The sequence below is a fragment of the Pseudomonadota bacterium genome, from assembly GCA_016195085.1.
GTDB lineage: Bacteria > Pseudomonadota > Alphaproteobacteria > SHVZ01 > SHVZ01 > JACQAG01.
Genome location: JACQAG010000031.1, coordinates 17472 through 40620, shown reverse-complemented (window position 1 = coordinate 40620; position 23149 = coordinate 17472). Strand labels below are relative to the sequence as shown.

Annotated in this window: 20 protein-coding genes; 6 read left to right on the top strand and 14 right to left on the bottom strand. The window is 67.9% G+C overall.

Annotated features, from left to right (window positions below; all coding sequences use genetic code 11):
- Positions 1–151: 151 nt before the first annotated feature.
- The 3 genes from cysC to HY058_09420 form a co-directional block, all read right to left on the bottom strand.
- The gene (cysC, locus tag HY058_09430) at positions 152–2035 is read right to left on the bottom strand and encodes an adenylyl-sulfate kinase (protein ID MBI3497508.1); all 1884 of its coding nucleotides are present in this window, start codon (positions 2033–2035) and stop codon (positions 152–154) included.
- The gene (locus tag HY058_09425; GenBank protein ID MBI3497507.1) at positions 2035–2829 is read right to left on the bottom strand and encodes a sulfate adenylyltransferase subunit 2; all 795 of its coding nucleotides are present in this window, start codon (positions 2827–2829) and stop codon (positions 2035–2037) included. The genes cysC and HY058_09425 overlap by 1 nt, the downstream gene beginning before the upstream one ends.
- Before the next feature lie 206 nt (positions 2830–3035).
- Positions 3036–3677 carry a CGNR zinc finger domain-containing protein gene (locus HY058_09420; protein ID MBI3497506.1) on the bottom strand — a complete coding sequence of 214 codons (642 nt, stop codon included), beginning with the start codon at positions 3675–3677 and terminating at the stop codon, positions 3036–3038.
- Between the two features lie 93 nt (positions 3678–3770).
- Here HY058_09420 and HY058_09415 point away from each other — a divergent pair, with 93 nt between their 5' ends.
- Positions 3771–4487: an AzlC family ABC transporter permease gene (locus HY058_09415; protein ID MBI3497505.1), complete on the top strand. Its 717-nt coding sequence runs from the start codon at positions 3771–3773 to the stop codon at positions 4485–4487.
- Positions 4471–4773, top strand: a complete 303-nt coding sequence (locus HY058_09410; GenBank protein MBI3497504.1) for an AzlD domain-containing protein — start codon at positions 4471–4473, stop codon at positions 4771–4773. Before HY058_09415 ends, HY058_09410 begins: the two co-directional genes overlap by 17 nt.
- Here HY058_09410 and HY058_09405 read toward each other — a convergent pair.
- From HY058_09405 to HY058_09395, 3 genes are read right to left on the bottom strand one after another with little or no spacing between them, the layout of a single operon-like run.
- Complete coding sequence (locus tag HY058_09405) at positions 4768–5907, bottom strand: FAD-binding oxidoreductase (protein ID MBI3497503.1); 1140 nt, start codon at positions 5905–5907, stop codon at positions 4768–4770. The two genes, HY058_09410 and HY058_09405, sit on opposite strands and share 6 nt — an antisense overlap.
- A 10-nt stretch (positions 5908–5917) precedes the next feature.
- Positions 5918–7402, bottom strand: a complete 1485-nt coding sequence (locus HY058_09400; GenBank protein MBI3497502.1) for a M81 family metallopeptidase — start codon at positions 7400–7402, stop codon at positions 5918–5920.
- Positions 7399–8838: an amidase gene (locus tag HY058_09395; protein ID MBI3497501.1), complete on the bottom strand. Its 1440-nt coding sequence runs from the start codon at positions 8836–8838 to the stop codon at positions 7399–7401. The genes HY058_09400 and HY058_09395 overlap by 4 nt, the downstream gene beginning before the upstream one ends.
- 234 nt (positions 8839–9072) lie before the next feature.
- Here HY058_09395 and HY058_09390 point away from each other — a divergent pair, with 234 nt between their 5' ends.
- From HY058_09390 to HY058_09375, 4 genes are all read left to right on the top strand, one after another.
- A complete protein-coding gene (locus HY058_09390) occupies positions 9073–10677 on the top strand; it encodes a gamma-glutamyltransferase (GenBank protein MBI3497500.1) in 1605 nt (534 codons plus the stop codon).
- A 239-nt stretch (positions 10678–10916) separates the two neighbouring features.
- Positions 10917–11915 (top strand): N-carbamoyl-D-amino-acid hydrolase, encoded by a 999-nt coding sequence (locus HY058_09385; GenBank protein ID MBI3497499.1) that lies wholly within the window; start codon positions 10917–10919, stop codon positions 11913–11915.
- Position 11916: 1 nt separating this feature from the next.
- On the top strand, positions 11917–12837 hold the full coding sequence (locus HY058_09380; GenBank protein ID MBI3497498.1) for an acetamidase/formamidase family protein: 921 nt from the start codon (positions 11917–11919) through the stop codon (positions 12835–12837).
- Positions 12838–13000: 163 nt separating this feature from the next.
- Positions 13001–13999 carry an aldo/keto reductase gene (locus tag HY058_09375; GenBank protein MBI3497497.1) on the top strand — a complete coding sequence of 333 codons (999 nt, stop codon included), beginning with the start codon at positions 13001–13003 and terminating at the stop codon, positions 13997–13999.
- A 131-nt stretch (positions 14000–14130) separates the two neighbouring features.
- On the opposite strand, the gene HY058_09370 is transcribed toward HY058_09375, so the two are convergent.
- From HY058_09370 to HY058_09335, 8 genes are all read right to left on the bottom strand, one after another.
- Positions 14131–14889, bottom strand: a complete 759-nt coding sequence (locus HY058_09370; GenBank protein ID MBI3497496.1) for a glutaredoxin — start codon at positions 14887–14889, stop codon at positions 14131–14133.
- A 57-nt stretch (positions 14890–14946) separates the two neighbouring features.
- Positions 14947–15441, bottom strand: a complete 495-nt coding sequence (locus HY058_09365; GenBank protein MBI3497495.1) for a DUF2937 family protein — start codon at positions 15439–15441, stop codon at positions 14947–14949.
- Positions 15438–16835: an amidase gene (locus HY058_09360; protein MBI3497494.1), complete on the bottom strand. Its 1398-nt coding sequence runs from the start codon at positions 16833–16835 to the stop codon at positions 15438–15440. Before HY058_09360 ends, HY058_09365 begins: the two co-directional genes overlap by 4 nt.
- Positions 16836–16851: 16 nt before the next feature.
- Positions 16852–18159, bottom strand: coding sequence for a tetratricopeptide repeat protein (locus HY058_09355; GenBank protein MBI3497493.1), 1308 nt, complete (start codon positions 18157–18159; stop codon positions 16852–16854).
- Positions 18160–18272: 113 nt separating this feature from the next.
- Positions 18273–19712: a metalloprotease TldD gene (gene tldD, locus HY058_09350; GenBank protein ID MBI3497492.1), complete on the bottom strand. Its 1440-nt coding sequence runs from the start codon at positions 19710–19712 to the stop codon at positions 18273–18275.
- Between the two features lie 141 nt (positions 19713–19853).
- Positions 19854–20714: a TIGR01459 family HAD-type hydrolase gene (locus HY058_09345; GenBank protein ID MBI3497491.1), complete on the bottom strand. Its 861-nt coding sequence runs from the start codon at positions 20712–20714 to the stop codon at positions 19854–19856.
- Positions 20715–20719: 5 nt separating this feature from the next.
- A complete protein-coding gene (locus tag HY058_09340) occupies positions 20720–21895 on the bottom strand; it encodes an EAL domain-containing protein (GenBank protein MBI3497490.1) in 1176 nt (391 codons plus the stop codon).
- A gap of 10 nt (positions 21896–21905) precedes the next feature.
- Positions 21906–22982 carry a quinone-dependent dihydroorotate dehydrogenase gene (locus HY058_09335; GenBank protein MBI3497489.1) on the bottom strand — a complete coding sequence of 359 codons (1077 nt, stop codon included), beginning with the start codon at positions 22980–22982 and terminating at the stop codon, positions 21906–21908.
- Positions 22983–23149: the final 167 nt, after the last annotated feature.

The following is a 23149-nucleotide window of genomic DNA, read 5'->3' as shown; positions in this document are numbered from 1 at the left end:
TGCGCGATGAGGGTCGATCGCCCGGCGCCGATACGCAGGAGGCCAACCCGTGGCAATACTAGTAGGAGGATCGTCGGCCGCTGTACAGCCGAAATGCCGGCGGCGGTCGATGACAAATTGTCTACGCCGGGCGGCCGGTTCCTGAGCCGGTTCAGCGCCCGCCGCTTGCGGCATCGAGGGCGAAGCCGCGCTCGACATAGTCTACGAGCCGGCTCAAGCAATCCTCGATGCCGGCATGCCCGGTATCGACCACCAGCTCCGGGGCTTCCGGCTCCTCATAGGGAGCGGACACCCCGGTGAAATCGGTGATGAGCCCGGCGCGTGCTTTGCGGTAGAGACCCTTGGGGTCGCGGCCTTCGCAGGTGCCGAGATCGGCCTTGACGAAGACCTCGTGGAACAAGGCGGGTGCGATGGCGCGGACCCGGTCGCGGTCGGCGCGGTAGGGCGAGATGAAGGCGGCGATCACCAGCACGCCGGAACCGGCGAAAAGGGCGGCGACCTCGCCCACCCGGCGAACATTTTCGGCGCGGTCCTCCGGCGAGAAGGCGAGGTCCGCCGACAGCCCGTGGCGAACATTGTCGCCGTCGAGCACATAGACATGCCAGCCCTTGCGAAAGAGCCGCTGCTCCAGCTCGATGGCAAGCGTGGTCTTGCCGGCGCCCGACAGGCCAGTGAACCAGAGGATGCCGCTCTTGTGCCCGTTGGCGGCCCAGCGCTGGGTGAGGTCGACCCGGTGCTCGACATTGCCGAGGTTGGTCGACCGCACGCCCGATTGCCGCTGGCGCGGATAGCCTTCCATGGTGATGGTGCCGCCGCCGGCGAGATCGTAGCCGTCCACCAGCACGAAGCGGCCGGTGCGCGGCAGCTCCGCGTACTCGTCCAGCACGATGGTCGAGCGCGCCCTCAGCACCACCTCGGCGATACCGTTGCGCGGCACCTCATGCCCGGGCTGGCTCTTGAGCTCGGCCGCGTCGATCACCCGCTCGATCGACTGCACCTCGATCCAATGCTCGGCGGTGGCGAGCTTCAGCTTGTAGCGCTTGCCCTTCACCAGGGGTTCGCGGCCGAGCCAGAACAGCCGCGCCCGGAACACATGGGTCTCGATCGGCGGATGGTTCTCGTGATGGGCGACATGGCCGCGCTCGAGGAAGATCGGCTCATCCAGCGTGATGCCGATCGACTGACCGGCCTCGGCAGTCTTGGGCGGCTCGGGCACGTGCCAGGCCTCGATCGAGGCGATGCGGGCGCTCTTGGCGCCGGGAGCGAAGGTGAGGCGGTCGCCCACCTTGAGCCTGCCGCTCTCCACCCGGCCGACCACGATCCGACGCTCGTCGAACTTGTAGACGTCCTGCACCGGCAGGCGGAGCGGCCGATCGACCGGCGAGGACGGCCGCTCGAAGCCGTCGAAGAGATCGGCGAGGCTGGGCCCGCGATACCAGGGCATGGTTGCGGCTGGCCCGACGATGCCGTCGCCGCCGCGGCCGGAGACCGGCACATAGGAAGCGGCATTGACGCCGATCTCGTCCAGATAGGCCCGCATCGCCGCCGCCACCTCGAGGAAGCGGCCTTGATCGTATTGGGCAAGGTCCATCTTGTTGATCGCGACACCCACCTGGCGTACGCCCAGGAGGTGCAGGAGATAGCCATGCCGGCGCGATTGCTCCTGCACGCCTTCCTTGGCGTCGATGACCAGCAGCGCCGCATCGGCGGATGCGGCACCGGTCACCATGTTCTTCAGGAACTCCTTGTGGCCGGGCGCATCGATCAGCACATAGCTGCGCCGCTGGGTGCGGAAGCGGATCTCCGAGGTGTCGATGGTGATGCCCTGATCGCGCTCGGCCTGGAGGGCATCCAGGAGGAACGCCCATTCGAACGGCATGCCGCGGCGCTCCGACATGGCCTTGATCGCCTCGACCTTGCCCTCGGGGAGCGAGCCCGTGTCATGCACCAGGCGCGCGACCAGGGTCGACTTGCCGTGGTCGACATGGCCGACCACGGCCACCTTGAGCGGGGCGTCGTCCGCCTCCGCCGCCATCACATGTATCCCGCCGCGCGCAGGCGCTCGAAGGAGTCTTCGGCCTCGTGGTCCATCGCCCGGCCGGCCCGCTCGGGCGTGCGGGTCCGTTCCAGCTCGGCGATGATCTCGGCAATGGTCCGGGCTTGGCTCGCGACCGGAGAGGTGATGTCGGTGTCGCCCAGCGAGCGATAGCGCTTGCCGCCCTTGGCGAAATACAGATCGACGACCGGAATCGCTTCGCGCTGGATGTAGCGCCAGATGTCGAGCTCGGTCCAGTTGAGGAGCGGGTGGATGCGCACATGCGTGCCGGGGGCGAAATCGGTCTTGAACTGGTCCCACAGCTCCGGCGGCTGGTCGCGAAAATCCCATTCTGCATGCTCGCCGCGCGGGCTGAACACCCGCTCCTTGGCGCGGGTCGCGTCTTCGTCGCGGCGGATCCCGGCGATAACCGCGGTCAGTCCGTATTTGGCGACGAGCCCCTTCAAAGCCTCGGTCTTGCGCGCCGAGGAGCGGGCGGCGGGAGGCAGGCTCGGATCGATCGTCTCCAAGGGCGGGCACGCGCCGACCCTGAGATCGAGCCGCCATTCCCGGGCGTAGCGCTCCTTGAAGGCGTACATCTCCGGAAACTTCTTGCCGGTGTCGCAGAACATCGCCGGGAACGGCACGCGGCCGAAGAACGCCTTCATGGCGAGCCAGACCATGGTGTTCGAATCCTTGCCCAGCGACCACAGCATCGCCAGCCGGTCGAAGCGGTTGAACGCCTCACGCAGGATGTAGACGCTCTGGCTCTCGAGCGCGTCCAAATGGTCCATGTCGCTAGGGATGCTCGAAGGGGTGCGGGATTGCGGCGCTGTCTACGCCAAAGCCCGGGCGCTGTCGAGGATTCTGGGCGCCCGCGAGGCGTCGCATTGCCCCCACCCTAACCCTCCCCCACCGAGGACGGTGGAGGAGGGAATAGACGCTCGCTTCGATCACCCTCCCTCACGCGCAAGCGTGGGGGAGGGATGGGGTGGGGGCATCATCGTCCATTCTCTTTGCCGCGATGCCTCGCATAGTGCCGCTTTGCCTTGGCGCGGTTGCCGCAGCTTTCCATCGAGCACCAGCGGCGGCTGGCATTGCGGCTCTCGTCCACAAACAGCCAGCCGCAGCCCTCGCCGCCGCATTGCTTGACGCGCTGCGTGCGATGGCTTGCCATGAGATCGGCCGCCGACCAGACCAAGGGCGAGAGCATCCGATCGAGCCGGTCGGAATCGGCCGGAGCATCCCATCCGATGCGCGCGCCGGATCGAACCAGGCTCCGGCGCGTCGGCGCTCGGGCGAGCTCGGCATTGATGATCGCCAGGTCCTCTGCGGTCGGCGACAACCCGTCGATCAAGCGCATGAGGATGCGATAGACCGCCTCGCGCAGCGCACGGGCGCGGGCCAGCGCCGCCTCGGTTTCCTTCGGGTGCCGCTTCGCCAAGCGACTGAGGCGCTTTCCCTCGAATGCGCCGAGCGCGCCGGCGTGAACGCTCCAATCCAGGAGATCGTCATAGTCGCGGAGCCGCTCCCAGTCCTCCGGCCCCGCGCGCATTCGCCAACCGACCGTGTTGACGAGGTCGAGGCAAAGGGCGCCACCCACCAGCTTGACTTCGCTTGCCCGTGGCCCGGCCGTGCTCATCTGTGGCGCGTCATGGTTCTTCTAACCATCATAGGAGTTGACCGCGTCTCGGCAAGTGACCTACCTTGTAACCTCTTAACAGGTTAGGAAGCCATGGGAGCGACAGCCAACGGCGATCCGGTGATCGGCTTCGGCCGGGCTGGCTTCGTGAACGGGCTCGGCCAAGGCGTGCCCTGGGGAATCAGCAGCTTCCTCTTCGGCCTTGCCTATGGGCCGCTCGCGCTGAAAGGCGGCCTCAGCTTGGCCGAAGCCCTCATCATGAGCGCGGTCGTCTATGCCGGCACCTCGCAGCTGGTGGCGCTCCAGCTCTGGGGCTGGCCGCTCCCGGTCTTTGCTCTGGTCTTCGCCGCCTTTGCCGTCAATGCCCGCCACATCCTCATGGGTGTGGCCTTGCGGCCGTGGTTCGGCCGGCTGCCTCTCCTCAAAGCCTATGGCTCCTTGTTCTTTCTCTCGGACGGCAACTGGTCGCTCGCCATGCGCGAGTATCACGCCGGCCGGCGCGACGGCGCCTTCCTCCTCGGCGTGGGTGTGGTCATGTATGGGGGCTGGCTCGCGGGCAGCGCCGTCGGCTACGGTGCCGGCACCTTCATCGGCGATCCCAAGGCGTGGGGTCTCGATTTCATGCTCGTCGGCTTTGCCGTGCCGATCCTCTCCGGGATCCGCCGCGGCCGCGCCGATCTCCTGCCCTGGGCGGTCGCCGGAACCGTTGCCGTCGCTACCTCTTTGCTGCTGCCGGGTTATGCGCATGTGCTCTTGGGGGCACTCGCCGGCAGCATCGTTGGAGCGCTGGCGCGTGTCGGTCGACCCTGAGGTGCTCCTCACCATCCTCGGCATGGGGCTCGCGACCTACGTGACCCGCGCCGGCGGCTTCTTTCTCATGCGCTTCATGCCGCTCGGGCACTGGCTCGAGGCCTGGCTCAAGGAGATTCCGGGTGCCATCATCATCGCCATCGTCGCTCCGGCGACGCTCAGCGGCGGGCCGCCCTTTTTCCTCGGCGTCGCCGTCACCTTCGCCGCCCTCCGCCTCATTGGTCACGAGCTGCTGGCGGTCGTCTGCGGCATCGCTGCCGTGGCCGCGATGCGGCCGTGGCTATGACGGACGCAGCGCCTTTCGATCCGGAGCCAGGTCCGCTTCGGTGACGCCGGCGGCGGCGATGTCGTTCGGCAGGGGCTTGCCGGTGGCGAGTGCCGCGGCGATTCGGGCCATGCCCGGTGAGCTTTGGATGCCGTAGCCGCCCTGGCCGGCGAGCCAGAAGAAGCCGGGCGCTTCCGGGGCGAAGCCCGCCACCGGCGTTTTGTCGGCGACGAAGGAGCGCAGGCCCGCCCATTTGCTGTGGAAGCGCGGCACCTTGAAGGTCAGCGCCTGCTCGATGCGGTCGACCGCAACGGCGAGGTCGAGCTCTTCGGGTTGCGCATCGCAGGGCGGCGAGGGGGTCTCATCCGCCGGGCTGCCGAGCAAGCGCCCGGCTTCGGGCTTCACATACCAAGTCTCGTCCACATCGATGACGGCAGGAATCGCGTCGAGCCGGATCGCCGCCGGCACGTCGAAGGTGAAGGCGGTGCGCCGCTTCGGCACCAGCCCGACCTTCTGGGCGCCGGCGAGCGTGGCGATCTCGTCGGCCCAGGCGCCCGCGGCATTCACCACCACCGGCGCCTCGAAGCGTCCTGCATGGGTTTCGACCGTCCAGGTCTTGCCGTTGCGCACGAGCCGCTCGACGCCGGCATCGACGACGAGCCTTCCGCCGCGGGCCCGCATGCCGCGCAGATACCCTTGCTGCAATTCGTGCACGTCGATGTCGCGGGAGGCGGGCTCCCACACGGCACCGACGGCATAGCCCCGCCGGAAGATCGGCGCCTTCCGCAGCAGCTCGTCCTCGTCGATGCGGTGTACGTCCTCGACCGTGCGCTTGGCTTCGGCGAAGGCCGCGTCGAGTGCCGCCTCTTGATCCTTGCGCCCGATCAGCAAGGTGCCTCTCGGGGTCAGCACGGGATGATCGACCAGCCCCGGCGGCGGTGCCTCGAGGAAGTCGCGGCTGGCGCTGGTGATCGAGCGAATGACCCGGTTGCCATAGGTCTCTGTGTAGAGAGCCGCCGAGCGCCCGGTCGTGTGATAGGCCGGTGCCGCCTCGCGCTCGACTACGATCACGCTGCCGAGCGCCGCCAGCTCGTAGGCCGCCGACGAGCCGGCGATGCCGGCGCCGATGACGAGAAAGTCCGCGTGCTCGGTCATGGTCCGGCACCTAGCCCGCCCGTCGGTTCAAGGGATAGAGCGTGCGGTCGGCGATGCGCCAGGGCATGGCCGCAAAATCGAGCGCGGCGGGGCCGGGCGTGTCGATGTCGATCATCTCGCAAAACACCTGGCGGAAGGCGGCGCGGAACTGGTTCTTGGCCTTGACCGCGAGCACGCCGAGCTTGGCGAGATCGATATCGTGCAGCCGGAAGAAGGCGGGGTCGGTCACCGAGCGGCAGGTCTCGCTGACGACCACTCTGATGCCATCCACCTCGAGCACGGCGGTGCGGCCGAAATTGGTCTCGAGTCCGTTTTGCACGGGGCCGACATTGGTGAAGCGGCCTTGCGTCAGCGTGACGACGCGCGCCACGACCGGCACCGGCGGTCCGAAGAGCGGCGTGAGCCGGCCGCCGAGCTTGGCCTCAAGGCGGCCGCCGACACCGGCTTCATGCGCGCGGGCGACGGTCGTCGGATCGGCGAAGAACACAAAGGCCGCAGGCACCGACGGTCTTGCCGCCAACAGCGCGCGGAAGAATTCCGGCGTATCGCCGATGGCGCCCGCACCGGGATGGTCGGCCGCATCGATGACCGCCACCGGGCCCTTGCCCGATTTGGCGGCGGCGATGGCGCGGGCGATCCCCGCCTCGGCGCTGGGCAGGCTGACGAACAAGGCATCGCGGATCTCGTTCATCTTGGCCGCCACATCGCGGGCGGCGCTCTCGGCCTTCGCCGCGTCGCCGTCGGCGAACACCAGGACCGAGGCGCCGGCCGCTTGGCTGTCGCCATAGGCGTAGCCGTGATAGGGCGTGACATCGAGCAGCCCCTCCTTCGCCTCGATCGCGCGGGCGAAGGCGGCGACCGAGGCCATCGGCCCGTCGGTGGTCCGCGCATTGATGCTGGGCAGGATGGTGCCGGTCTTCGCCACGCGCGCGACCGGGCGGATCTCGCCTGCGACCTTGCGCAGGAGCAGCTTCAGGCACTTCTCCGCGCACTCGGCCATATCGGTGTGCGGATGGCATTTGTAGCCGACGGAGATGTCGATGAGGTCGGCCTGCTCCTGGGTCACGTTGGCGTGCAGATCGTAGGTGACCCCGAGCGGCGTCTCGCCGATGACGCTCCTGACCGCACGAAGGAGATCGAGATCCGCATGGGGCCGACCATGGGCGTTGAGCGCCCCATGCTGGGCGAGGTAGACCGCATCCCAAGGCCGGGCGCGGAGCCCGTCCAGGATCTCATCCAGGATGGTCTCATAGACTCCCTTCGCCAGCGGGCCCGACGGCGAGGCGAAGGTCGAGCGCAGCCAGGTCGGCTTCCAGCCGGGCTGGATGTCGAGGAATTTCACCGCGCCGCCGATCTCGGTGTTGCTGCCGCGATAGTGGCGGGGCACCTCCTCGCCGACGGCCCACTCGCCGTCCTGGAAGTCCTTCAGCGTCGCCTCGACCGGCGAGAAGGAATTGCCCTCATGCCCGAAGCGGGCGATGGCGATGTGCTTCACGGTTTCTTCGCCAGCGTCTTCAGGTTCGGCAGCGGGCGGGCCAGCTCCCTATCGCCGGCGAAGTGCGCCTCCAAGGCCAGTGCGGCCCGCAACAACGCCCGATCGCCATGGGCGCGGCCGGTCGCCTGCAGCCCGAAGGGTGTCCCGGTCGGCTCGAGGCCCGAGGGAACCGAGATGGCGGGATGGCCGGTCAAGGTCATGGCATAGGTCAGCGCCAGCCAGTGGAAATAGGTGCGCGTCGGCTTGCCGTTGATGGTGTCGGCGTAGCGCTGCGTCCAGGGGAAGGGCGGCACCGCCACGGTCGGCGACAGGATGAGGTCATAGTCTTCGAAGAAGGTCTGCACCCGGCGATAGATGCGGGTCTGCTCGGCATGCGCCCAGGAGACGTCGGCGGCGGAATAGCGCAGCCCCTCCTCGTAATTGTCGATGATGTTGGGGCCGAGCTGGTCGCGGCGCTTCTCGTAGTTCTCCTTCTGCCCGGCCAGGAACTGCACGGCGCGCAGGATCTCGAAGGATTCATCGGCGCGGCCCATATCCGGGGTCGCCTGATCGCAGGTCTTGAACACCGGGCGGATCCGATCGATGCGCTGGCGGAAGGTCGAGCGAATGCGGTCATCGACCGGGCAGAAGCCGAAATCCTCGGTCACCGCCACCCGGAGCTGCGCCAGGTCGCAAGGCATGAGGCCGAGGAAGTCGTTGCGGTCGACCGGACCGGCGAAGGGATCGCGGCTGTCGGAAGAGACCTGGGCCGCCAGCAAGAGACAGGTATCTGCGACGTTGCGACCCATCGGTCCCTGCACCGAGAGCGGGCTCCAGCCCAAGGGCCGGCGCTCGGTTGCGACCAGGCCGGGCGACGGGCGGAAGCCGACGACGCCGCAGAACGCCGCTGGAATGCGCAGGCTGCCGCCGGTGTCCGAGCCGGTGCAGATCGGCAGCATCGAGGTCGCGAGTGCCACCGCCGAGCCGCCCGACGAGCCGCCGCAGATGCGCTTGGGATCGAAGGGATTGCCGGTCGGCCCATAGACCGGGTTGTTGGTGTTGGCGCCGGCGCCGAATTCCGGGACGTTGGTCTTGCCCACGACGATCGCACCTTCCGCCCGGCAGGCCGCCACCATCCGCTCGTCCTTGGCCGGGATATGGTCCTTGAAGATGGGCGAGCCCCAGGTGGTCCGGAGCCCCTCGGTCTCGTTCAGGTCCTTCACACCGAGGGGCAATCCGTGCAGGAGCCCCAGATCCTCCCCGGCCATCGCGGTTGCCTCGGCCAGCTTCGCCTCGGTTTCGGCGCGCCCCCAGCAGGTGGCGGTGATCGCGTTCACGGTCGGGTTCACGGAATCGATGCGCTTGCGGCAGCTTTCCAAGAGCTCCACCGGCGAGAGCGCCTTGGTGCCGATGAGACGGCGCAGTTCGACGGCAGCAAGATCGCAGGGTTCGGTCATGGGGGCTCGTTGGGAAGGGATGGCGGAGAGGGCGGGACTTTGGACCGGCCCGGCGGCCTCTGGCAAGCGCGAGGCCGGGCGCCGGGCGCCAATGCCGGCGGTACGCGCTTCAGGCTGTGGAATAGCCACGCGCCCGCACCCTTGCTCCTTGGAAAGCCTAGCCTCGCCCGCCGGCCGCGTGCCAGTCTAAGCGCCCTGGAGAGGTATTTCCCAAGAGAAAGACGAGGAAGCAGCATGGCGGGTAAACGTCCCACGATCAGCTCGATCAAAGGCATGGTGGCCTCGGCGCATCCGCACGCCTCGATGGCGGGGGTGCGCCTGTTGCGCTCCGGCGGCAATGCCTTCGATGCCATCGCCGCGGTTGCTGCCGCCCTCAACGTGGTCGAGCCCTATATGTCGGGGCTGGCCGGCATGGGCATGGCGACCTGCTATGTGGCGAAGGAGCGGCGGGTGCGCACGCTGGACTTCATCACACGCGTGCCGGAGAAGTTCAACGCCAAGGGACTGAAGCGCTCCGATGTGGCGCGCGGGCCGATGGCGATCGCCACACCCGGCAATCTCGCCGGATGGTGCGAGCTGGTCCGCGCCCATGGCTCGAAGCCGCTGGCCGAGATCTTTCAGCCGGCGATCGAGCTGGCGCGGGACGGCTTCCCGGTGACCGAGAACAATGCCGGATATATCGCCCAAGCCGATGCCGAGCTGAAGAGCTACAAGGCCTTCTACGGCGATTGGCTCAAGACCTACACCGACGGCAAGGGCGGCATGCCCGCCGGCAACATCCTGAAGCAGCCCGATCTCGCCCGCACCTACGAGGCGATCGCGGCCGAGGGCCCGAGCTATCTCCATGGCGGGAAGCTCGGCCGCGAGATCGTCCGGCATGTGCAGAAGTTGGGCGGCGTCTTGACCGACACGGATTTCGCCAATGCCGAGCCCGTGTGGCTCGAGCCGCTCGTCGCCCCGTATCGCGGGCTCAAGGTCCACACCCTGCCGCCGCCCTCGGAAGGGTTTCAATTCTTGATGACCCTGCAGATCTTGGACGGCTTCGATCTGGGCACGCTCGAGCAGAACGGCGTCGAGCACATCGACACGGTCATGCGCGCGATCCGGCTTGCCGGCATCGAGCGCATCAACAACAACAACCCCCCTGTCGCCAAGCTGGCCGAGCTCATGGGCAATGGCAGCATCGAGCGGCTGCGTGCACGCGTTCGCGACGGCATGCCGATCGCGGGACCGGCCGAGCAATTTCCGGAAGCCGAGCCGGCGCTGGCCGGCGTCGACCGCGAGCATACGACCTCGTTCTCGGTCGCCGACCGCGAGGGCAATGTCGTCTGCATCACCCAGAGCCTCGGCGCCGGCTTCGGCTGCGGCGTCGTCCTGCCCGGAAGCGGCGTCGCCCTCAACAACTTCCTCTATTGGGGCGAGCTCAATCCCAAGGGCACCAACTACATGCGAGGCGGCGGGGCGCTCGCTCTGCCGATGGCGCCCTCGGTCTCGACCCGCGACGGCAAGCCGGTGCTGGCGCTGGGCACGCCCGGCAGCTACGGCATCTGCCAGACCCAGGTGCAGGCCCTGGTGCAGCATGTCGACTTCAAGCAGCCGCTGCAGGATGCGATCGATGCGCCTAGGCTCCGGCTCATGGATGGTCGCGAGGCCTGGTGCGAGGCGCGCGTCCCCGAGAAGGTCCGCAGCGAGCTCATCAAGCGCGGCCATGACATCAAGACGCTCGAGGACTACACCATGAAGGTGGGCGGCATGCATGGCGTGGCCATCGATCAGGCGACCGGGGCGATGACCGGTGGTGCCGATCCCAGGCGCGATGGCTACGCGCTAGGGGTGTAGTGACGGGACGCAAAGAAAACGCACCACGGAGACACGGAGGGCACGGCGGAAGATTGAACCGCGGAGTTCGCTGAGAAGAGCGCCGAGGTCGCGGAGGTAAGAATCGCTTGAGCCGCGCTATGCGCGGCACTGAAATCTTCCCTCTGCGGCCTCTGCGTCGGCCTCAGCGCCCTCTGCGTGAACTCTCCATTCTCCGTGTCTCCGTGGTGAACATCTCTAAGCGCACGCGAGGAGCAAGCATGGTGCGGATCGTGACCGTAGGGGCGGCCCAGCTCGGGCCGATCGCCAAGAGCGAGAGCCGGCAGGAGGTGGTGAGCCGCCTCATGCAGCTCATGGACGTGGGCGCCAAGATGGGCGTCGATCTCATCGTCTATCCCGAAGCGGCGTTGACGGCATTCTTCCCCCATTGGTGGATCGAGGACGAGGACGAGCTCGACAGCTATTTCGAGCGGGAGATGCCGAGCCCGGCGACCCAGCCCTTGTTCGAGGCGGCAACGCGGCATCGCATCGGCATCCATCTGGGCTATTGCGAGCTGGCCCTGGAGGACGGCAAGAAGCGCCGCTTCAACACTGCGGTGCTCGTCGGCAAGGACGGACGCATCATCGGCAAGTATCGCAAGATCCACCTGCCGGGCTACACCGATCGGCGTCCGAACTCTCCCTTCGAAAATCTGGAGAAGCGCTACTTCGAGGTGGGCAATCTGGGATTCCCGGTGTGGAAGGCCTTCGACGGCAAGGTCGGCATGATGATCTGCAACGACCGGCGCTGGCCGGAATCCTACCGGGTGATGGGCCTGCAGGGCGTGGAGCTGGTGGTGCTCGGCTACAACACGCCGGTGCACAATCCGGCGATGCCGGAGACCGACGATCTGGGCCCCTTCCACAACCACCTGGTCATGCAGTCCGGCGCCTACCAGAACGGCACCTGGGTCGTCGGTGTCGCCAAGGCTGGGGTGGAGGAGGGGGTCGATCAGATCGGCCAGAGCTGCATCATCGCGCCCTCGGGCGAAATCGTCGCCCAATGCACCACGCTCGGCGACGAGCTCGCGGTGGCGCGCTGCGACCTCGATCTCTGCACGGCCTACAAGACCTCGATCTTCAACTTCGCCCTCCACCGGCGGCCGGAGCACTACAAGCTCATCCTCGAGCGCACCGGCGCCGGCCCACCCCTGGGGAGAGCCGGGGAGGGGATGGTCCCCATCCCCTCCCGAAACCCACCCCCAGGAAAGTCCGGCTGACATGCCGCTCCCCATCCACCACCTCGACCGCAGCACCGTCGTCTACGGCTTCGACCGCGCCGCAACGCCGCGCCTGGCGGTCGATGCCCCCTGCGAGGTCATGGTCGAGACCCATGATGCGCGCACCGGCAAGCTGAAGCGCCCGGAGGACGAGCCGAAGACGGCGCCCAATTTCGAGGATCGCTTCCCCAAGACCAATCCCGCGACCGGGCCCATTTTGATCGTCGGCGCCGAGCCCGGCGATGCGGTGGTGGCCGAGGTGCTGCGCATCGATCTCGACGATTACGGCTTCGTTCTGGTGAAGCCGAACGTTGGGTTGGTGCAAGGCCTGGTCAACCGCACGGAAGCGAAGATCCTGCCGGTGATCGACGGCGAGGTGCATTTCGACGGCCTCAGATTGCCGACGCGACCGATGATCGGGGTGATGGCGACGGCACCGGCGGGCGAGTCCATCGGCACCGCCTATATCGGCCGGCATGGCGGCAACATGGACAACAACCGGATCACGGTGGGCACCAAGGTGCATCTGCCGGTCAGGGTACCGGGGGCGCACTTCTATGTCGGCGACGTGCACGCGACCATGGGCGACGGCGAGATCTCCGGCACCGGCGTGGAGATCGGCGCCAGGGTGCATCTCAGGCTATCCTTGGAGAAGGGCAAGGCCAGGGAGTGGCCCTGGCTCGAGACCAGGGATCACCTGATCACCACCGCATCCGCACCCGGCTTCGAGGAAGCGGCCGAGATCGCCACGCGCTCGATGATGGAGCTCATGGGCGAGCGCTTAGGCGTGAGCCCGGTCGATGCCTTCGGCCTGTTGTCGATCGCCGGCGACCTCAGGGTCAATCAGTACTGCCGCATGGTCATCGGCTGCAGCGTCCGCGTGGAGTTCCCCAAGCTCAACGCCGGCTTCACCCGGACCTGACTCGGCCACACCCCCACCCCGGCCCTCCCCCGCCCCCGCCCCTGAGCTCGACGAAGGGCGCGGAGGAGGGAGTATGACCACTGCATTCTAAACCCTCCCCCGCCGAAGGTGGGGGAGGGTAGGGTGGGGGCATCTTATTCGCCGCGCGGCAGGGAGGCTCACCATGGAAAAGCGACAATTCGGCCGCACCGGTCTTGGTCTCGGCGTCTTAGGCTTCGGCTGCGGCTCGGTGGGTGGGCTCATGGTGCGTGGCACGCCCAAAGACCAGGAGCGTGCCGTCGCCCGCGCGCTCGCGGCCGGCGTCACCTACTTCGACACCGCGGTTCAGTACGGCAATGGCGCCTCGGAAACCAATCTCGGCCGCGCGCTTAAATCTTTGAAGGCGACCGGCGCCGTCGTCGGCACCAAGGTCAGGGTGGGACCCGACGAGCGCCGCGGCATCGGTGCGGCGGTGACGAAATCGCTCGAGGGCAGCCTGAAGCGCTTGGGCATGGAGCGGGTGGATATTTTCCACCTGCACAATCCGATCGCGCACGCCGAGAGCGAGGAGTCGCTGACGGCAAAGCAGGTGCTGGAAGAGGTCGCGCCCGCATTCGAGGCGCTCAGGCAGCAGGGAAAGGTCCGCCATCTCGGCATCACCGCGGTCGGCGATACGGCGTCTCTCCAAGAGGTGATCGATGCCGGCCGCTTCGAGAGCGCGCAAATCGTCTACAACATGCTGAACCCGTCGGCGGCCACTTCGCTCTCCGGAACCTATCCGGCCCAGGACTATGGGCGGCTGCTCGAGCACACGCAGCGCTCAGGCGTGGGCGTCATCGGCATTCGTGTGCTGGCGGGCGGCGCCTTGTCCGGAACGGCGGAGCGTCACCCGATCGCGAGCCCGCCGCCGCAACCGATCGGCTCGGCCAATGACTATGACGCCGATCTCGGCCGGGCGCGCCGGCTGAAGCCGCTCATCGATGCCGGATTCGCCGCGAGCCTTGCCGAGGCGGCGATCCGCTTCGCCATCTCCGAGCTGCGGATGGGCACCATCCTCGTGGGCATCGCCACGCCCGAGCAGTTCGAAGGCGCCTTGGCCGCGGCCGAGAAGGGTCCGCTCCCCAAGGCGGCGCTCGACCGCCTGGCGGAGCTGCAGCGAGGGTTCGCCGGGGAACAACGGTAGCGCGAAGCGGCCCGGCCGATAGCCCCCACCCCAACCCTCCCCCACATGCGTGGGGGAGGGAGTAAAAGCGCATCGTCACTCCCTCCCTCGCCGAAGGCGGGGGAGGGCCGGGGTGGGGGCTATTTCCGCCGCTACTCGGCCGGGTCCCAGACGTTTTCCGGCAGCGGCAGGCCGGCGAGGTCGGCGGCGGCGAGTGGGCGATCGGGCTCGATGTCCAAGAGGCCCAGCACCATCATCAGCTGGCGCGTGTGCTGGGCGCTGTGCCAGGCGGTGCGCTCCAGCACCAGGTGCAGGGGCTTCAGCCCGTAATAGGTTTCGACCTCGCGGCGGCATTCGCGGTCGTCGGTGCCGACCCACCAGGTGCTGAGTCCCCGATGCACACCCACGCCGTAGCCGACGATGTCGGCCACGGTCCTGATCTCCGCCGGGGGCAGCAGATTGGCGCTGGCGGCGCTGAACGCGATGCCCTCGGTCACTTCCAGGAACGCCGCCGGAATCCGGAAAATGTGGTAGCCGAGCTCGCGATAGGTGCGCTTGCGGCGCGGCAGCAGGGTTTCCAGGCGGTCGTCGGGAAGCTGGCGGAGATAGCGCTCGGCGGCACTCAGCACGCCGTCCAGCCGCGACACCAGCGCCGCCGGGCTCAAGCGGTTGGAGTTATGGGCGATGCCGAGGAAGGTGGCGACGTCGTCCAGCACCTGGGCGAAGACGAAGCGATCGCCCCTGGCCACGACCGGCACGGTGCGCGGTCCCATGCGATGGAGGGCTTCCATGCCCTCGGCATCGTCATGGACGTTGACGGAGATGAAATCGACGCCGGAGGCCTTGAGGAATTCCTTGGTCCTGAGGCAGCTCGTGCATCCCGGCTGCCAGTAGAGTGTCACCCGTTCCATGCCGACCTCCTCCGCTACATCCCCGGCCCGACCCCCGCCATATTAGCGCCCGCCATATTAGCGCCCAGGGCGCAGACGGCGACGGCGAAAGATGAGCGCGGGCGGCAGCTTGACCAGCTCCCAGACCACAAGACCCAGAATCAGGCCGGCGGCGGCATAGGCGAGGCTGAGGGGATCGGTCGGCACGGCCGGCTGATAGGCGGCGAAGGTCGCCCGCGCGATCTCGAGATCGATATGGGTTACGAGCTGGAACGGCCGGGTGACCGGGCCGGCATCGCGAATGGCGGCAAGCGCCCGATCCAGGGAGTCGACCCGGGCCCGCGCGCCGGCCACCACCGTCTCGCGCAAGGCCGGGTCGAGGGTGCGCGCGACGCCGCCGGTGACCAGGCTCAGATAGTTGGCGCGGGCCTCGTCCAGATGCCCGCCCAGACGCTGCAGGTATTGCTGCAGGAACTCCTGGAACTGCGAGGCGAGCACGAAGCCAAGGGCGGCGAAGACGGCACCCGCGGCCGAGTCGAGTCTGCGGAGGAGCCAGTGCAGGAAGACTGTCACTTCAGCTTCGGCAGCGGCACCGGGCGGATGGTCTCGTAGGCCCGGCTCGCGCGCAGCACCGTGGCTTCGTCATAAAGAGCGCCGACAATCTGCAGCCCGACCGGCAGGCCGGAACGGGTGAGCCCGCAGGGAATCGTCGCTGCCGGCTGGCGGGTCAAGTTGAAGGGATAGCTGAAGGGCGTCCAATCCGGCCAGCGCGACATCCCGCTTCCCGGCGGCACCTCGTGGCCGGCGGCAAAGGCGGTCATCGGCAAGGTCGGTGTCAGCAGGAGGTCGTAGGTCTCGTGGAACTTCGCCGCACGCTGGCCGAAGACCTCGCGCAGCTTGACCGCCTTGAAATAATCGATGAGCCCGATCCGGCGTCCTTCCTCGGCGATCTCGGCCAGGCCCGGGTCGATGAGCTGGCGCGACTCGTCCGGTATGCCTTCGATGAGATTGGCCGCACCTGCATACCAGTGGATCCGAAACACATCCTCCGCACCGGAGAAATCCGGCTCCGCCTGCTCGACCTCGGCGCCGAGCTCGGCCATCTCCCGGGCCGCGGCCGCGACCAGGATCGCCACCTCGGTGTCGACCTTGTGGCCGCCCAAGGACGGGCTATAGGCGATGCGGAGCCCCTTGAGGCCGCCGCCAAGCCCGGTGCGCCAGTCGCAGGGCTGGTAGGGCAGGCTGTACCAGTCGCGGCCATCGGGTTCGGCGATCACCGACAGCATGAGGGCCGCGTCCTCGACCGTGCGGGTCATCGGCCCGACATGGGAGAGGGTGCCGAACGGGCTTGCCGGATAGGCGGGGACCCGGCCGAAGCTCGCCTTGATGCCGTAGATGCCGGTGAAACCAGCGGGGATGCGAATGGAGCCGCCGCCATCGGTGCCGAGATGCAAGGCACCCATGCCGAGCGCGGCGGCGACCGCAGCACCGCCGCTGGAGCCGCCGGGGGTCATCTCGGTATTCCACGGATTGCGGGTGACGCCGGTCAATCCGCAATCGGTCACACCCTTCCAGCCCCATTCCGGCGTGGTGGTCTTGCCGATGAGGACCGCGCCATGGGCCCTGAGCCTGGCCACGCTGGGGGCGTCCTCCTGCCAGGGCTGGTCGCGGCGGACCGTGCGCGAGCCCCGGAGCGTGGGCCAGCCCTTGGAGAGCAGCAGATCCTTCACCGTCGCCGGCACACCGTCGATGAGGCCGATGGGCTTGCCGGCGCGCCAGCGGACCTCGCTCTCCCTTGCGGCGGTGAGCGCTGAATCGTCGTCGAGCCAGCAGACCGCATTCACGCGCTCGTTGTGCCGGGAGATCTCGGCCAAGGCCGCTTGCGTCGCCTCGACCGGCGAGGCGGTGCCGCGGCGGTAATGGCGGACGAGCTCGCTCGCGGACATCAGGGCAAGATCGCGGCTCATCGGGATTCTCTTGGGCTCAAGCGGCGAGTGAGGCGAGCTGGCGCTCGATGGCGGGGATTCCCGGCCGTTGCTGACGGCGTTGCTCGAGCACGGCCCGAGCCTCCGCACGGTAACCCGCCCGGATCAAAGCATCGAGCAGGATTTGCGTGAATAGGTCGCGCTGGGCGTGGCTGCCGCCGATCCGATGCAGCTCGGCCAGCACCGCGACCAGGTGCGAGACCGCCTCGCCGTGCTGGCCGCGCGCATGGAGGACGAGGCCGCGTGCGAGCGGCACCGCAACATCCTCCCAGATCGGCCGCATGAACGGCTTCACCTTGCCGACATGCGCCTCGATGCTTGCCACCAGACGGGTGGCGGCCTGGTCGCGTCCGGCGCGGGCGAGACCATAGAGATAGTGCAGGTCCAGGAACGGATGCACATGCTCCTCGATCCGCCCTTCGAGATAGCTCGCCAAATCCTGCCAGCGCTCGCCGACATCGACTTGGCGGAGCTCGAGGCGCGCCAGCATGGAGACGGCATTCACCTGGTCTTGGCTGTAGGTCTTGACCCGTCCCCAGATGCGCCGGTCGTAGAGCTGGAGGGCGCCCGCGTGGTCGTCGAGGTCGAGGTGGAACAGCGCCACATGCCACCAATTGTGGGTGTACATGAAGGAATTGCAGGTCTCCCAGCAATCGGCGAGGGGCATCATCCAGGCGATGCCGTCCTGGGGACGGCCCTGCATCTCCATGACATGCGCCACCGCGTGATGCGCCCAGGGATTGTCCCGGCGCATGTCGGTCGCCCGGCGGCCGGCTGCTTCCGCCTCCTCGAGGCGGCCGCATTCCTCCAGCGCAAAGGCGACATTGGCGTGGGCATAGGCGTTTTCGCCATTGGCCTCGAGGCTTGCCTCGGCGAAGTGCAGCATGCCGGCGGCATCGCCCAGGGTGAATTCGATGAGCTGGGCCAGTGCGGCTGCCATCAGATCGCGCGGATAGCGCTTGATGAGCGCCTTCAATGCCGAGACCGCCAGGCCCGGCTCGCCTTGGGTCCAATTCGAGACCGCCCAGAGATAGAGCCGCTCCCGCTCGCCAGCCAGGGCGGCGGTCAAGGTGGCGCCAGCCAGGATCGGCTTCGCTTCCGCGGCGGCTTTGCCGGTCTCCATGAGGTAGGTCAGCAAGCCGGCATGGGCCTGCGCCACCACGCAATCCCGGTCGGCCTCCGCCGCCTCCAGAATCCCCTTCAGATCGCTGCCATAACCGAGGAACTGCTCGACGAAGCGGTCGATGGCGCGGACGGTCTCGGGGCGTTCGGTGGTGACGGCAAGGCCTTGGGCGTCGGTCAGCATGCCGGCCGGATTGTGACGGGCGGGGGCGGAGATGGCAACGCCGACAGGGTTGCCGATGAGAACACGGGCGACCAGCCACCGCTCGGATGGCGAGGCACGCCTCGATGTCGCCTCTAGGCCGCCTTCGCCGTGCCGCCCACCGTAAGCCCGGTCATCAACAGAGTCGGCTGGCCGACGCCGACCGGCACGCTCTGGCCATCCTTGCCGCAGGTGCCCACACCGTCGTCGAGCTTCAAATCGTTGCCGACCATGGCGATTCGGGTCAAGGCATCCGGCCCGTTGCCGATGAGGGTCGCACCCTTGACCGCTTGGCCCACCTTGCCGCCCTCGATCATGTAGGCCTCGGAGGCGGAGAACACGAACTTGCCCGACGTGATGTCGACCTGGCCGCCGCCGAAATTCACCGCATAGAGGCCCTTCTTGACGCCGGCGATGATCTCCTGCGGGTCATGCGGCCCGGCCAGCATGAAGGTGTTGGTCATCCGCGGCATCGGCGCATGGGCATGGCTCTGGCGCCTGCCGTTGCCGGTGGGCTTCATGCCCATGAGCCGCGCATTCTGCCGGTCCTGCATGTAGCCGATGAGAATGCCGTTTTCGATCAGCACATTGCGCTGGCTGGGCGTGCCTTCATCGTCGACCGTGAGCGATCCCCGGCGGTTCTCGATGGTGCCGTCGTCGACGACGGTCACACCCTCGGCGGCGACGCGCTGGCCGAGGAGGCCGGCGAAAGCGGAGGTCTTCTTACGGTTGAAATCGCCTTCGAGCCCGTGGCCGACGGCTTCGTGCAGCATGACGCCCGGCCATCCCGGACCCAGCACCACCGGCATCTCGCCGGCCGGTGCCGGCACCGAGCCTAGATTGACCAGCGCTTGGCGGAGCGCTTCGTCGACATGCTTCTGCCATTGCTCGATGGTGAGGTAGAGGTCGTAGGTGGTGCGGCCGCCGGCGCCGTAGCTGCCGGATTCCATGCGCTCGCCCTCGCCGACCACGATCGCCACATTGAGACGAACCAGCGGGCGCACGTCGCCGACGCTGGCCCCATCGGCGCGCAAGATGCGCACCGCCTGCCAATTGCCGCCAATGCTGGCCGACACCTGCTTCACCCGCTTGTCCTTGGCGCGGGCATAGGCATCGATGTCCTGCAGCAGCTTGACCTTGAGGGAGAAATCGACGAGCCCCAGCGGATTCATCTCGCCATAGAGGTGGCGGTTGGTCGCCCTGGGCGCATCGGTATAGGTGCCGGTGTAGCCGCGGCGCACCGCCTTCACCGTCTCCGCGGCGCGCCGGATCGCCGGCTCGGACAGCTCCGTGGCGTGGGCATAGCCGGCGGAATCGCCGGCAACCGCCCTCAGCCCGAAACCCTGGCTCACATCGAAGCTGGCGGATTTGAGCCGACCGTCGTCGAAGGCAAGGCTCTCGGACTGGCTGTATTCGAGGAACAGCTCGCCATCATCGGTCCCCGTCAGCGCCTCGGCGACGATTGTCTCGACGCGGGCCCGGTCGAGGCCGGCATGGGTGAAGAAGAGCTCGTCGGTGAGCGCTGGGACGGTCATGACGCGGGATTCCTTGAGCTGAGGATTTGAGCGAATGGTGCCCAAGATATGGGGGCGGCGTGGCGTGGCGGAACCCCTGCCGAAGCGCCGGCCAATTCCCATTACCTTCCTACCCCTGGTGGGGCGGTGGCAAGAGCGGCGTCACCAACGGAGCGAATCGATCGCCGCAAGCGGCGTCTCCCCGTGCGCCCGGCAGAGCCGATCGACCGCCTCGGCGTCGGGTTCGCGCCCGAGCTCGAGCGAAGGGAGCCCCGCCAGCACCAGGAGCGCGTCGATGCCGGCTTCCCTGGCGCCGGGAATGTCCGTCAGCAATCCGTCGCCGACCGCGAGGATGCGCCGGCGATCGCTCGATCCCATGAGCGCGAAACAGAAATCGTAGATCTCGCGGTACGGCTTGCCGTGGTAGCGCACCCTGCCGCCCGCGGCCTCGTAGGCCTGGGCGAGGCTGCCGCCGCACAGCGTGACGCGGCTGCCATGGATGACGGTCAGGTCCGGATTGGCGCAAATCATCGGCAGGCTTCGCTCAGCCGCTTGCCGGAGGAAATCCTGGTAGAGATGAACATCGTTGGCATCCTCGCGCGCCATGGTCGCCAGCACGAATTCGGCCTCCTCCACCCGCTCCACGCGCCGGGCATCGGTTCCGGCGGTGATATCGCCCGGCCGTGGGTCGCCGGTGTCGACGAAGCGCCGGCCGAGTGCGCGATACCAGGCATCGGGCCTGGTGGCGAGATGCCGATGCGTCTCCTCTCCCGAGGTGTGCACCGAGTCGTAGAGCGACGGCGCGATGCCGATGTCGGAGAGGCGGGTCCGGACCAGCGCGGCCCGGCGCGGCGAGTTGGAGAGCACGACGATCCGCTTGCCCCGCCGGCGCAGCTCTTCCAGGCAGGCAACCACGCCCGGAAAGGCGGCACCGCCGTCATAGAGCACGCCCCAGACATCGAGGATGAAGCCGTCATAGTCGTCGGCCACGGCGGCGAGGCCGGGCAAAAGCTCGATGGTCATCGCCGCTACGCCGCTTCGGCCGACAGTCTGGGCTCGCCGAAGAGATAGCCCTGGCCGAAATCGATGTTGTAGTCGAGGAGCTCGCGCAGCGTGTCCTCTGACTCGATCTTCTCGACGATGAGATCGATCGCGGAGCGATCGAGCGCCAGGCGGAACTCCTGCATGTCGAGGGCGGGCGGGACGGCGCGCAGCTTGCTTAGAATGGTGTTTGCCTCGATCTTGACGAAGCGGAAGCCAAGCCCCGCCAGCCCGCGCACGTCGAGATCGGTGTTGACCACCCGGTCGAGGGAGAAGCGATAGCCGAGATTGGCGAGCTTGACGATCGGCCGCCGGGCGAGGTCGCTCGCCTGCGCCAAATCGTCTTGGCCGAATTCGAAGATGAGCCCCTGGGCCAAGGTCGGATTGTCGGCCAGGAACTCGATGAACTCGTCGAAGAAGCGCGCATCGCCGAGGGAGTGGCTGGCGATGTTGCAGACGAAGCCGATGTCGAGATGGCCCTTGCGGGCGCGCCGCACCAGCTGGATGCAGCGGAACAGCAGCATGTTGTCGATCGCCGCAAGCAAGCCCTCGCGCTTGGCCACGCCCAGATATTGCTCGGGCGTGATTTGCGTCCCGTCCGCGGCGCGGATGCGGCTGAAGCACTCATAGTAGCGCCGCCGCCTTTGCGGCAGGCTGACGATCGGCTGCAGGAACAGGTCGACGCGCTCCTCGTTCAGCGCATCGCGCACGATGTCGAGCACGGCGTTGTCGTCCAAGCTGCGCGGACGCCCCGGGGACTCGGCTGCGACCGGAGCGCGCAGGGCAGCCGGCGGCGCCGGGGCAATGGCCGGCGGCTCCTGGCGCGCCGCCGCGCGCTGCGCCGAGAGCTGCTTCAAGAGCGTCTGCAGCACCCGCATCTCGGCGGCCACGACGTTGGTCTTGCCCATCTCCTTGCTGAGCTGGCGTTGATCTGCCTCCATCTCCGACAGGCGGTCGCTGAGGCGGTCGAGCTCGCCGGTAACGAGCATCCAGAGATGCAGCGCCGCGCCGAGGAGCAGGATCACGCCGGCGATGGCGATCCCGCCCGCGGCTTCGGGAAGAAACCGCGGCACGAGGATGCCGCCTACGACGGCGATGAGGCCGTAGACGAAGACGAGAGCGATGTGGCGGAGGATCGAAGGACTCCCGGGACGTTTCCTCATTCTCGCGCGTTCATGGATGGGAGGGAAGGCCCGCACCCACCGCCTCGATGAGGCTCTCAAAGCCGTCGGCGCGGAGACAATCGGCGAGCTCGCGCTTGATGCGGCCGACGAGGCCGGGCCCCTCGAAGACCAGCGCGGTGTAGAGCTGCACCAGCCGCGCCCCGGCCCGAATCTTGAGATAGGCATCCCTGCCGCTGGCGATCCCGCCGACACCGATGAGCAGCATGCGGCCCTGGGTCAAGCGATGGAAGTCCGCCAGCAACCGGGTCGAGGGCTGGAACAGCGGACGGCCGCTCAAGCCTCCGGTCTCGTCTCTGGACGGCGATTTGAGGTCGGCCGGCCGCGCCAGCGTCGTGTTGGCGACGATGATGCCGTCGATGCCGCGCGTCAGCGCCACCTGGGCGATGTCGGCGCAGGCACCCTCGTCCAGATCGGGAGCGACCTTGACGAAGAGCGGCGGCGGGTTGCTGGGAACGGCGGCAGCGCGCGCCGCCATGACCTTGACGACGAGCGCGTCCAAGGGCCCCCGCGCCTGCAATTGGCGCAGTCCCGGCGTATTGGGCGAGGAGACATTGACCGTCAGATAGTCGGCAAGCGGCGCCAGCATCTCGACCCCGGCGACGTAGTCCGCAACCGCATCCTCGGAGTCCCGGTTCTTGCCGATATTGGCGCCGACGACGCCCTGATGCCGATCGCGCGCCGCCAGGCGCCTGGCTGCGGCGGCCATCCCGGCATTGTTGAACCCGAGCCGGTTGATGACGGCTCGGTCCTGGGTGAGCCGGAACAGCCGGGGGCGCGGGTTGCCGCGCTGCGGCCGGGGCGTGATCGTGCCGACCTCGACCGCCGCGAAGCCGAGCCGCAGCATCGGCGCCATCGCTTCGGCATTCTTGTCGAAGCCGGCGGCGAGCCCGAGGGGATTTGCGAGCCGGCGGCCCCAGAGCGTTTGCGCCAGGATTGGATCGTCGGGTTCTCCCGCAGGCACCAACCCCAGGCGCAGCGCGGCGATCGTCAGCCGATGGGCGGATTCCGGCGCCAACAGGCGGAGCCCAGCCATGACCGGCGGCCAAGGATCAAATGCGATCGACATGCGGGGGCCGACGCTATCAGCGGACGCCTCGGACGGGCAATTGGCGATGCCGGCCGTGCGCCGGGCTTCCTCAACGACCGTATAGGCGCGGCCGACGCGACCTTGGCCCCGCTCGATTTGTCGGTATAGACTTCTTTGCGTCGAACGACGCGACCGCTCCGCGGACA